13 protein-coding genes are annotated in these 10,645 nt (G+C 45.6%); 5 read left to right on the top strand and 8 right to left on the bottom strand.

Annotation, left to right across the window (positions count from 1 at the left end; translation table 11 throughout):
* Window positions 1–502 precede the first annotated feature (502 nt).
* Complete coding sequence (locus L4D78_RS19785) at window positions 503–1,051, top strand: gamma carbonic anhydrase family protein (RefSeq protein ID WP_428468526.1); 549 nt, start codon at window positions 503–505, stop codon at window positions 1,049–1,051.
* Here the strand turns inward: L4D78_RS19785 and L4D78_RS19780 are convergent.
* From L4D78_RS19780 to tsaC, 4 genes are all read right to left on the bottom strand, one after another.
* Window positions 1,048–1,317 (bottom strand): DUF1488 family protein, encoded by a 270-nt coding sequence (locus tag L4D78_RS19780; protein WP_428468525.1) that lies wholly within the window; start codon window positions 1,315–1,317, stop codon window positions 1,048–1,050. The two genes, L4D78_RS19785 and L4D78_RS19780, sit on opposite strands and share 4 nt — an antisense overlap.
* A 12-nt stretch (window positions 1,318–1,329) precedes the next feature.
* The gene (gene aroE / locus L4D78_RS19775) at window positions 1,330–2,151 is read right to left on the bottom strand and encodes a shikimate dehydrogenase (protein WP_428468524.1); all 822 of its coding nucleotides are present in this window, start codon (window positions 2,149–2,151) and stop codon (window positions 1,330–1,332) included.
* Between the two features lie 97 nt (window positions 2,152–2,248).
* Window positions 2,249–3,154, bottom strand: a complete 906-nt coding sequence (hemF, locus tag L4D78_RS19770) for an oxygen-dependent coproporphyrinogen oxidase (RefSeq protein WP_428468530.1) — start codon at window positions 3,152–3,154, stop codon at window positions 2,249–2,251.
* A 6-nt stretch (window positions 3,155–3,160) separates the two neighbouring features.
* Window positions 3,161–3,718, bottom strand: a complete 558-nt coding sequence (gene tsaC, locus L4D78_RS19765) for an L-threonylcarbamoyladenylate synthase type 1 TsaC (protein ID WP_428468523.1) — start codon at window positions 3,716–3,718, stop codon at window positions 3,161–3,163.
* Between the two features lie 204 nt (window positions 3,719–3,922).
* Here tsaC and purE point away from each other — a divergent pair, with 204 nt between their 5' ends.
* Window positions 3,923–4,411, top strand: a complete 489-nt coding sequence (gene purE, locus L4D78_RS19760; RefSeq protein ID WP_428468522.1) for a 5-(carboxyamino)imidazole ribonucleotide mutase — start codon at window positions 3,923–3,925, stop codon at window positions 4,409–4,411.
* Window positions 4,411–5,526 carry a 5-(carboxyamino)imidazole ribonucleotide synthase gene (locus L4D78_RS19755; RefSeq protein ID WP_428468521.1) on the top strand — a complete coding sequence of 372 codons (1,116 nt, stop codon included), beginning with the start codon at window positions 4,411–4,413 and terminating at the stop codon, window positions 5,524–5,526. Before purE ends, L4D78_RS19755 begins: the two co-directional genes overlap by 1 nt.
* A gap of 70 nt (window positions 5,527–5,596) precedes the next feature.
* Here L4D78_RS19755 and L4D78_RS19750 read toward each other — a convergent pair whose 3' ends face one another.
* From L4D78_RS19750 to L4D78_RS19735, 4 genes are read right to left on the bottom strand one after another with little or no spacing between them, the layout of a single operon-like run.
* Window positions 5,597–6,157, bottom strand: coding sequence for a DNA topoisomerase family protein (locus L4D78_RS19750; RefSeq protein WP_428468520.1), 561 nt, complete (start codon window positions 6,155–6,157; stop codon window positions 5,597–5,599).
* 44 nt (window positions 6,158–6,201) lie between these two features.
* Window positions 6,202–6,675, bottom strand: coding sequence for a DUF494 family protein (locus tag L4D78_RS19745; RefSeq protein ID WP_428468519.1), 474 nt, complete (start codon window positions 6,673–6,675; stop codon window positions 6,202–6,204).
* Window positions 6,676–6,677: 2 nt separating this feature from the next.
* Window positions 6,678–7,772, bottom strand: coding sequence for a DNA-processing protein DprA (gene dprA, locus L4D78_RS19740; RefSeq protein WP_428468529.1), 1,095 nt, complete (start codon window positions 7,770–7,772; stop codon window positions 6,678–6,680).
* Window positions 7,765–8,820 (bottom strand): LysM peptidoglycan-binding domain-containing protein, encoded by a 1,056-nt coding sequence (locus L4D78_RS19735; protein ID WP_428468518.1) that lies wholly within the window; start codon window positions 8,818–8,820, stop codon window positions 7,765–7,767. Before L4D78_RS19735 ends, dprA begins: the two co-directional genes overlap by 8 nt.
* Before the next feature lie 290 nt (window positions 8,821–9,110).
* Between L4D78_RS19735 and def the strand changes: the two genes are divergently transcribed.
* The gene (gene def / locus L4D78_RS19730; RefSeq protein ID WP_428458569.1) at window positions 9,111–9,620 is read left to right on the top strand and encodes a peptide deformylase; all 510 of its coding nucleotides are present in this window, start codon (window positions 9,111–9,113) and stop codon (window positions 9,618–9,620) included.
* 14 nt (window positions 9,621–9,634) lie between these two features.
* On the top strand, window positions 9,635–10,579 hold the full coding sequence (gene fmt / locus L4D78_RS19725) for a methionyl-tRNA formyltransferase (RefSeq protein WP_428468517.1): 945 nt from the start codon (window positions 9,635–9,637) through the stop codon (window positions 10,577–10,579).
* Window positions 10,580–10,645: the final 66 nt, after the last annotated feature.

Here is a 10,645-nt window from a genome sequence, read left to right as displayed (position 1 = left end):
CCCGAAGGATTGTTGTTGTCGCTGCCGCTCGACTTGCATGTGTTAGGCCTGCCGCCAGCGTTCAATCTGAGCCATGATCAAACTCTTCAATTAGAATTTTTGTGGTCTCTCGACCGGCTCAACGAATACTGATTGAACATCAATAACTAGAAGCTAGTCATGATATTCGAATTGACTGTGCCAAAATAACTTGCGCTATTTTGTATTGGTCACTCAGTTCATTGATAAATCTTTTGACTTAACTTTTTCACGAGTGCCCACACAGATTGCATGGTCAAATTGTTAAAGAACAAACTGACTGGTTAGTGGCTTAAGTTGCCGTTCTCCGTGTCAGTGAGGTCGCATTATAGAGACTTCGATCACGTTGGCAAGGGGCTTTTTTAAATAATTATGACATTTCTGTTTAAGCGCTCAACTATCACACAATAACGCCGTTATTAGGTATAAATCACACTCTAAGAAGGCTATTCTTTTTATTCTTATCACCCAAGTAGATTATAACATGCCAGATTCCACGCGTACCTTTAAAGGAAAAGCCCCCCAATTAGGCGTTAATACCTATATTGATGCTTCTGCCGTTATGATTGGTGATATCACATTAGATGATGAATCGAGCATTTGGCCTTTAGTTGCCGTTAGAGGAGATGTAAATCATATCATCATCGGTAAACGCTCTAATATTCAAGATGGCTCAGTACTTCACGTTAGCCGTGCCACAGATGATAACCCCAAAGGTCACCCTCTAATTATTGGTGATGATGTGACAATCGGGCACAAAGCAATGCTTCATGGCTGTCAGCTTGGTAGTCGTATATTGGTAGGGATGGGGGCCATTGTTTTAGATGGGGCCACTATTAATGATGACGTCATAATAGGGGCGGGGAGCTTGGTTCCTCCAGGGAAAACGTTAGAGAGTGGCTTTCTATATATAGGTAGCCCCGTAAAACAAGCACGCCCACTCAATGATAAAGAGCGTGCTTTTTTGCCCACATCGGCCAATAACTACGTTCGGCTTAAAAATGAGTATCTCGCTGAAGCTAAAATAACTTAATCGACATCAATAACGACATCACCATCATCATTGAACATTTCATCTTCAATGAGTGCTTCTGCCAACTCTTCTAAATCAAATCGGTTGGCAGTAAAGGCAGACAAAATTTCGGCCTCATTGGTTAATACAACCGATGATTGTTGTTGTAACCAATGTAGCGATACCCAACAAGTGATTAAAGCACCCGCCTGCTGTGCCGGAAAATTCACCGCTTGTTTGTTTTGATCCCACATTTGAAGATCTGCGAATAGAATATTTTGATTCATTGTCTTCTCTATCTATTGCTGTAACAGCCGACGTAATTCATTTTGCACTTGTTTTGCCCCTGGGCGAATACCGCGCCACAGCACGAAGCTTTCTGCAGCTTGACGTACCAACATACCAAGGCCATCTAACGTTTTACCCGCCCCATGATCGCGCGCCCATTGGTTAAATGCCGTAACTTGTGCACTATAGACCATGTCATAACACGTGATCTCTTGTTGAATTATCGTTTTTGGCAACGCCGGCAATTGTCCACTGAGTCCCGCCGATGTCGAATTAATAATGATGTCATATTCAGGCTTGGATAAGTCGTCCATGTTGATATGAGAAACAGGACCGTAAGATGAAAACAGTGATGCTAATTGCTCAGCTTTTTCTGCCGTACGGTTGGTAATTACCAGCGCTTTTGGGTTTTGCGCCAACAGAGGCAGTATTACACCACGAGCTGCTCCACCAGCCCCAACCAATAGAATCCGTTTACCTTCGATCTGAACTTGGTTTTGGAGCAGATCCTGTACCAATCCTTCACCGTCAGTGTTATCACCAATGATAGCTCCATCATCCAACTTTTTAAGAGTATTCACCGCACCAGCCAACTTGGCACGCTCAGTTAGCTGTGAAGCAAACTGATAAGCATCTTCTTTAAAAGGTGCCGTCACATTACATCCGCGACCACCAGAACTGAAAAAAGCTTCTGCTGCTGCCGTAAAACCATCAACTTCAGCAAGTTGTGCTTCATAAACCATTTCTTGGGCAGTCTGCCGCGCAAATAGCGTATGAATAAAAGGGGATTTACTTTGGCCAATGGGATTACCAAAGACAACATACTTATCCATGCAAAAGTTCCATGTTATTTCAGTTAATCGAAACAGGAGAGGGGCTTAAGCGTAACCCCTCGGCAAAATATATTTCATCTATATAAAGGAGGCAGTATTACCATTCACGTGGTTTAAGGTAATCATCATAAAGTATCGCCTCTGCCGATCCTGGCTCTGGTGTGTAGCAGTATTCCCAACGGGCTAGAGGGGGCATCGACATTAAAATGGATTCGGTACGGCCACCACTTTGTAAACCAAATAATGTGCCTCGATCATAAACTAAGTTAAATTCAACATAACGACCACGGCGGTAGAGTTGAAACTGTCGTTCACGCTCACCATAAGCAAGCCCTTGTCGCTTTTCGACGATCGGCAAATAAGCATCAAGATAACCATTGCCGACAGACTGCATATAAGCAAAGCTCCGCTCAAACCCCCATTGGTTCAAATCGTCAAAAAACAAACCACCGACACCACGGGTTTCATCACGATGTGGCAAAAAGAAGTATTTATCACACCATGCTTTATGATCTGGGTAAACCGTATTGCCAAACGGAGCACAGATTTGCTTAGCTGTATCATGCCAATGTTGGCAATCTTCTTCGAATGGATAAAACGGCGTTAAATCAAATCCACCACCAAACCACCATACTGGTGATTCACCTTCTTTTTCTGCAATAAAGAAACGAACATTGGCGTGTGATGTTGGCACATAGGGATTACGAGGGTGGATTACTAACGATACCCCCATGGCTTCGAAACTACGGCCGGCTAGTTCTGGTCGATGAGCGGTCGCCGATGCTGGCATCTTAGTACCAAACACATGTGAAAAATTCACTCCAGCCTGTTCAAACACCTGCCCGTCTCGTAATACACGGCTGCGGCCACCGCCACCTTGCTCACGTTGCCATTCATCTTGTTCAAAGACCGCACTGTTATCTTGTTGCTCTATGGCTTGGCAAATACGCTCTTGAAGATCTAACAAGAAAGCTTTTACTGCTTCTTTACTTACATCTTGCATCATCATTTATCCTTGTCGGAAAACATTTCCTGTTATCGCATCCCGAATTTCAGATGGATTGTCACGGCCACTGGTATCACCTTGCAAAATCGCAGCAAGGTGCTCTCCTAACTGTTGTTCGACGTCAGTGGCAGTGCGACCAGGTTCTAGTCCACTCAAATTAGCACTTGTCGAGGTAATGGGCTTACCAAATGCTAGGCACAATGCTTGAACCAAAGGGTGATCACTAACGCGTACCGCAATCGTGTCATACTGCCCAGTCAAAAACTGGGGGACATTCGCTTTTTTAGGCATAACCCAAGTAACAGGTCCAGGCCAAGACGCGAGGATCAGTCGTTTTTGTTCATCACTCAGCAGACTGTCATCAATATAAGGCAGTAACTGCTCATAATTAGCAGCAATTAAAATAAGCCCTTTTTCGATAGGTCGCTTCTTTAATGCCAGTAATTGATGAACAGCTTGCGCATTATCAGGATCACACCCCACACCAAACACAGCTTCTGTTGGGTAAGCAATGACTTTTCCTTGCTGCAAAGCGGCTACAACTTGTTTTAGGTTTTCCACATCACCCTCATTCTTAATTCTGGCCTAGACCGTTTTGTAACTTTCTATTTACCTATATTACCGACTCCTTAACCACAACTCCATGATCCCCTTTGATTGTTTCATTTTCACCGACGCAAACGTTTTCCTTCACAAAAAATCTCCGTATAATGCAGCCAAACGCATTTATACACTTCACCATTTAGTTACCCAAAGGAGATCGGGATGAAAGTTGGAATCATCATGGGCTCAAAGTCTGACTGGCCAACCATGCAGCACGCCGCTGAAATGCTAGATCGCTTCAATATTGCTTATGAAACGAAAGTTGTTTCGGCTCACCGTACTCCTCATCTGCTAGCTGAATATGCAGAGCAAGCTCATGGCCGAGGTATCAAGGTCATTATCGCTGGCGCAGGTGGTGCTGCCCATCTACCAGGAATGACAGCCGCTTTTACTAGTCTTCCTGTATTAGGGGTTCCGGTACAATCTCGAGCGCTAAAAGGAATGGACTCACTCCTTTCCATCGTCCAAATGCCTAAAGGTATTGCTGTTGGTACCTTGGCGATTGGTGAAGCAGGTGCTGCAAACGCAGGTTTACTTGCGGCACAAATTATTGGTACTCAAGATAGCAATGTTATGGCGGCTGTTGATGCCTTCCGCAAAGAGCAAACCGATACAGTGCTCAGCAACCCAAATCCTGCTGAGGATGCATAATGAAAGTTTTGGTTCTTGGTGCCGGTCAACTGGCTCGAATGATGGCATTGGCAGGCGCTCCATTAAACATTGAAGTGTTTGCCTATGATGTCAGCACGGGTAACGTTGTTCACCCTTTAACACAGCACCTAATGTTAAAGGGCTTGGATACTGCGATCACCTATGCTGATGTGATCACCGCAGAATTTGAGCACGTTCCTCACGAAGTTCTCGACATTTGCCAAGCCAGCGGAAAGTTCAAGCCAACAGCAGACGCTATTAAAGCCGGTGGCGATCGCCGTTTAGAAAAAGCATTACTTGATAAAGCCAACGTTGCAAATGCCAAATACCATCTTGTTAGCAGCTTTGATGAACTTCAAGCCGCCATTGAACATGTCGGCATACCTATGGTGCTAAAAAGCGCACTTGGTGGCTACGATGGAAAAGGGCAGTGGCGCCTTAAAACGCCGAATGACGTCGAGCAGGTTTGGGCTGAAATCGCAGAGTTTCTTGCAGAAACACCAGATCAAGCCATTGTCGCTGAAGAGTTCGTTGCTTTTGACCGTGAAGTTTCACTGGTTGGAGCTCGTGATATAAATGGCAACATTGCGGTTTATCCACTAGCCGAAAATATCCATACTGATGGTGTTCTCAGCCTATCAACCGCTCTCCCTGATAGTGACGCACTACAAGCACAAGCCGAAACCATGTTTAATTCACTCGCACAGTCGATGGACTATGTCGGAGTATTAGCCATTGAGTTTTTTGATGTAGATGGCACGCTACTGGTTAATGAGATTGCCCCACGAGTTCATAACTCAGGTCACTGGACCCAACAAGGTGCAGAAACTTGCCAGTTTGAAAACCATTTGCGTGCCGTTACAGGTCTTCCTCTTAGTAGCACCGCTTTATTGCGCCCAACGGCAATGTTGAACATTCTTGGTGAAAACAAACTACCAGCAGCTATCTTGGCAGCACCACAGTGCCATGTTCATTGGTATGGAAAAGAGAAGCGCCCAGGTAGAAAAATGGGGCATATCAATATTTGCGCCGAAACAACTCTGGCATTACAAACAGTATTGAAAGAGTTAGCCGCAGAGCTCAATGCTGAAACCTTCCCAGTCCTTCACCGTTAAGCCTTAAGATAAAAATAAAACAGCCAGCATGAAATGCTGGCTGTTTTTGTCTCTGGCTAAATCAGTGCAATTACGTTTGATAAGCATGGCATTTACGATCTGCGCACTGCAGTTTATTGCCACTCGCTAATTTTTTCTCAAGTAACAAAGCAAATCCACATGTCTGGCATACTCCCGCGACGGGTTTATGGTTTATCGCAAAGCGGCACGTTGGGAACTGGTCGCACGCATAGAATACTTTGCCGTAACGAGATTTACGTTCAATCAAGCTTCCCTTACTGCACTCTGGACACGTTAAGTGTGTACTTTCCGCTTTCTTCTTTTCTGGTGATTCAATATGTTGGCATTCAGGATAACCGCTACAGCCAATGAACATGCCATACCGTCCTTGGCGTAACAGCAACTCTTCACCACAATCAGGGCAAGGCTGCCCAAGGTATTTTACGATGTGTCCATCATTTTGCTTGAGCGGTTTTATATAGTCACATTCAGGGTAACTTGCACAACCAAGAAAAGGTCCACGCTTACTGTTTCGGATCACTAGTTCAGAACCGCAACTTGGACACTCTTTTAGATGTTCCAAAGCATGTTCATGGGCAGAAAAGAGTTGCTCGTTTATTTTACCAGACATACAGCTCGACTATCTTCAACGGCCAAGGCCAATTAATTAATTAATTAATGGATATACTCGTCTTCAATACCATAAAGCAACTCTTCCATTTGGCTATACGCACTTTCATTACCAGGTGCATTAAAGAGTACCATCAGGATAATCCATTTAAGATCATCTAAGGAAAAGTCCGCAGTATCAAGCTCCATAACACGATCAATCACCATTTCTCGTGTATCGGCACCAAGTACATGAACTTGTTCTAGGTAAATCAAAAATCCACGACAAAAAACATCTAAACGAGTCATTTCAAGCTCAGTATAGATACGAACCGATGTCACTGCACTGGTGTTCATATAAGGTGTGATTTCAGTTTCTTGCAGCGCTGCTAGCTTTTCAAGCCATGATAGCGCCTTATAGATATCTTCCTGATGAAAACCTGCACGCAGTAGCTCTTCAGAGAGTTCGTCTTGATCAACCATCAATTCCGCATCACTTTGAATATAGGTTTCAAACAGGTACATGAGAATATCCATCATAACTAGCCCCTCCTCGTTTTTATATAGCCACCGGGTACCGAAGTGACAACCCCTAGCAACTCTAATTCGAGTAACTGTATCATTATCTCATGAACGGGTTGTCCACAACGCTCAGCAACTACATCTACGGGTGTTGCCTCACTGCCTACGTTAGCCAACAGCGCTGGAAATGGCAATTCTTCATTTTCAGGTTGTGGCAACTGCAAGTCTAACTGATTACTTTTCACGCACTCTGTCAGTGCACCTACCTCTTCAAAGATATCGACCGGCGTTTCTACCAATTTAGCACCGTTTTTTATTAACGCATTACAACCTCGACTACCGGGGTGGCGAATGGAGCCAGGTAAGGCGAAAACCTCCCGTCCTTGCTCAAGCGCATAGTTAGCGGTAATTAAAGACCCACTTTTTTGTGCGGCCTCTACCACTAATACGCCAACAGACAGCCCGCTGATCACTCGGTTACGACGAGGGAAATTTTGCGGCCTTGGTGATTCATCAGGCCAAAATTCAGAAACTAACGCACCTTGCTCTGGGATCAGCTTAGCAAGCTCTCGATGACGTGCCGGATAAACTTTATCTAAGCCCGAGCCCAATACCGCAATCGTCGCCCCGCCATTTTTCAGGGCACCATAATGCGCTTGCCCATCAACACCAAGCGCAAGTCCGCTGGTGACAACATAGTTAGCCGCAGCCATTGATGCGGCAAACTCATAAGCCGATTCACGACCATCAATACTGGCACTTCGGCTGCCAATAATGGCTAACTGTGGCTCTGCAAGCCAACGAGGCTCTCCTCGAATAAATAAAATAGGGGGCGGTGACGCAATTTCTTTCAGTAAAGAAGGATAGGCAAGGCTGTCCATCGTCAAGATATGTTGATTGATTTGTTCAGCCCAACGTAACGCTTGGGCGATTCGTGCTTGATTGGGATGCAACAATCGCTCAGCCTGTCGAGCAGTCACACCTAGAGCAAGAAGAGCAGGTAATGGCATCCGACATATCTCAACAGGCGTCGCCTGCTGAAGTAAGCGACGGATCCTACCTCCTCCCAATGAAGGGACACTTGCAAGTTGTAGCCAAGCTTCAAGTTCAGTCATTTGAGGGGGGTAATGCCATAACTCCAGCAGAGAAAGGTTCAATGGCTTTGGTAACCACAGCAAGGCTAAAGCGTTCATAAGGACGAACCACGACAATCTCGCCAATCGGAACGTTGCGTAGTGAATAGGTTGTTTTACTGTTTAGCGCCTGATAATGGTATTCTCCTTTTCTCCCCGATACATCAGCACCCTCTCGGTGAAGTTGGAATACATTACCGGCTGCAACGCCATCTAAATGCCCTAAATCAATCACCACCGCATCATCAGTCGCAATATAATTCATATGATTAAGATGGCCTAAAACAACAGCCTTGCTTGATGGCGGGGGAGAGGATGGATAAAAGCTCATCTCAAGCGTTTCACTGGCTAAAGGGGCAGGCAACAAGACATCATTTTGTCTCACTTCTCGATTAAAGGCCGTCAGCTCAATCGCACTCTGGCCTTCGGTGTATTCAACTACAGTTCCTTTAGCAATCTCTTTCAAGGCAATAACTCGACTGACACCTTCATTTTCTATATCACGACGAAATGGTTTATCGGGACGGTAAACCCACCATTCTTCACCTTGCTCTAATTCGGTATCAACCCACAAGGTATCCCCTTTTTCCATATAGCCTTTCGCTCGGCTTTCGCCCGTAATTTGAGGCAGGCGAGCTAAGCTTTCTGGCGTTAAAAGTTTATCTTGAGCCAAATAAGGCAACATCAAGGTCGATTGGATAGTCGTGATCGGCGCGCGGATCACCCGAATTTCCGGTGACAACTTGACGGTCTTTTTCAATCGCAACTGAGGCTGACCATCGACCCAAATCAAATGAATTCGATCGCCTGGATAAATGAGGTGAGGGTTTTTTATATAACTATTGGCCTGCCAAAGTTGAGGCCATAACCAAGGGTTTGACAAAAAATAGGATGAAATATCCCATAAAGTATCGCCTTTTTTAACGATGTAGACCGATGGCGCGCCATCTATAACCTTAAGAGGTTGGCTCATCGCTCCACCGATAAAACTGAAGCAAGCCAACATGAACACCAAGACACGCAACAGCATGTTCTCTATCCTTATTATTCAACATCCCCAATTGATTCAGGCTGTCACTGCTACCCGCGACTGTCTAGCGCCAGCGATTATCAAATATCAAGTTTTCGGCAGACCTCTCCTTTCATATATTGTTGTTGCATTATTCACGTAACCGCCCGTTTAATACGAGAAGGAAATAAAAAATCCACCAGTGATTAACAAGGAGGCTATCGAGTACTGTTATTTGACCGCTAAAATGACTAGAATTAGAGCAACTAAGTGACCCCTGTTATCAGTACTGTCTTTTAAAACGAGTAACTATGTCTTTATTGCAAGTATTAACATTCCCTGACGAGCGCCTACGCACCGTTGCTAAACCCGTTGAAGCTGTCACCCCTGAGATCCAGAAAATTGTCGATGACATGCTAGAAACCATGTACGACGAAGAAGGTATCGGCCTTGCAGCAACTCAGGTGGACATCCACCAGCGTATCGTGGTGATCGACCTGTCGGAAGAGCGCAATGAACCGATGGTACTGATTAACCCTGAAATCACTGAGAAACGTGGTGAAGACGGTATTGAAGAAGGTTGCCTATCTGTACCAGGCGCACGCGCCCTCGTACCTCGCGCGGCAGAGGTTTCGGTGAAAGCCCTTGACCGTGATGGTAACGCGTTCACTTTCGAAGCTGATGATCTACTGGCAATCTGTGTTCAGCATGAGCTTGATCACCTTGCCGGCAAGCTATTTGTTGACTACCTATCACCGCTTAAGCGCCAGCGTATCAAGCAAAAGCTTGAAAAAATTCAGCGTTTTAACGAAAAAAACTAGTCATAGAGGCCTCCTTGAGCAAATCACTACGTATTGTTTTTGCTGGTACGCCAGACTTCGCCGCCCGTCATCTGGCGGCGTTGTTGTCTTCACAGCATGAAGTTATCGCCGTTTATACTCAACCCGACCGCCCAGCGGGTCGTGGTAAAAAATTAACTGCAAGCCCAGTTAAAAACATTGCCGTTGAGCATAATATTCCAGTTTATCAGCCGGCTTCTCTGCGTAATGAAGAAGCACAACAAGAGCTTGCTGCTCTTGGTGCTGACATCATGGTTGTTGTTGCTTATGGCCTGCTGCTACCGACAGAAGTACTGGAAACGCCGAAACTAGGGTGTATCAATGTCCATGGCTCTATCTTGCCTCGCTGGCGTGGTGCCGCACCAATCCAACGCTCAATTTGGGCAGGGGATACTGAAACTGGCGTTACCATTATGCAAATGGACGAAGGGCTAGACACGGGCGACATGCTGAGCATCGCCACCCTGCCAATAGAAGCAACTGACACCAGTGCGACGATGTATGAAAAACTGGCGGGTCTAGGCCCTGGCGCGCTTATCGAATGTCTTGCTGACATTGCCTCGGGCAGTGCCGTTGCTATTAAGCAAGATGATGAACAAGCCAACTACGCGAAAAAGTTAAGTAAAGAAGAAGCCAAAATTGATTGGGCCATGGACGCGACAGCTATCGAGCGTTGTGTTCGCGCATTCAACCCGTGGCCAATGAGCTATTTCACCGTTGCCGAACAAAATGTCAAAGTATGGCAGGTTGCCGTTGTAGAAGGTGAACATGGTCAAGCCCCTGGCACCATTCTCTCTGCCGATAAACAAGGTATTGTTGTCGCAACAGGCAAAGGCTCACTTCGCCTTATCGAAATCCAACCGCCAGGCAAAAAAGCAATGCAAGCACAAGATTTGCTCAACTCACGCCGAGAGTGGTTTGAACCAGGCACCGTCCTGTAAGCACCGCCAAGGCCAGTGCAAACGCTGGCCTTCTTTTTAACTACCGAATACGACGTCCAGCCGATA

Source organism: Photobacterium minamisatsumaniensis (assembly GCF_050336695.1).
GTDB lineage: Bacteria > Pseudomonadota > Gammaproteobacteria > Enterobacterales > Vibrionaceae > Photobacterium > Photobacterium minamisatsumaniensis.
This window is presented reverse-complemented; position numbering and strand designations above follow the sequence as displayed.

Excerpts from the sequence above, each read along its gene's own strand:
- L4D78_RS19745 (WP_428468519.1), bottom strand. The coding sequence starts at position 6,675 with ATGATGGATATTCTCATGTACCTGTTTGAAACCTATATTCAAAGTGAT.
- aroE (WP_428468524.1), bottom strand. The coding sequence starts at position 2,151 with ATGGATAAGTATGTTGTCTTTGGTAATCCCATTGGCCAAAGTAAATCC.
- L4D78_RS19785 (WP_428468526.1), top strand. The coding sequence starts at position 503 with ATGCCAGATTCCACGCGTACCTTTAAAGGAAAAGCCCCCCAATTAGGC.
- hemF (WP_428468530.1), bottom strand. The coding sequence starts at position 3,154 with ATGCAAGATGTAAGTAAAGAAGCAGTAAAAGCTTTCTTGTTAGATCTT.
- L4D78_RS19755 (WP_428468521.1), top strand. The coding sequence starts at position 4,411 with ATGAAAGTTTTGGTTCTTGGTGCCGGTCAACTGGCTCGAATGATGGCA.
- purE (WP_428468522.1), top strand. The coding sequence starts at position 3,923 with ATGAAAGTTGGAATCATCATGGGCTCAAAGTCTGACTGGCCAACCATG.
- dprA (WP_428468529.1), bottom strand. The coding sequence starts at position 7,772 with ATGACTGAACTTGAAGCTTGGCTACAACTTGCAAGTGTCCCTTCATTG.
- L4D78_RS19780 (WP_428468525.1), bottom strand. The coding sequence starts at position 1,317 with ATGAATCAAAATATTCTATTCGCAGATCTTCAAATGTGGGATCAAAAC.
- L4D78_RS19750 (WP_428468520.1), bottom strand. The coding sequence starts at position 6,157 with ATGTCTGGTAAAATAAACGAGCAACTCTTTTCTGCCCATGAACATGCT.
- L4D78_RS19735 (WP_428468518.1), bottom strand. The coding sequence starts at position 8,820 with ATGCTGTTGCGTGTCTTGGTGTTCATGTTGGCTTGCTTCAGTTTTATC.
- def (WP_428458569.1), top strand. The coding sequence starts at position 9,111 with ATGTCTTTATTGCAAGTATTAACATTCCCTGACGAGCGCCTACGCACC.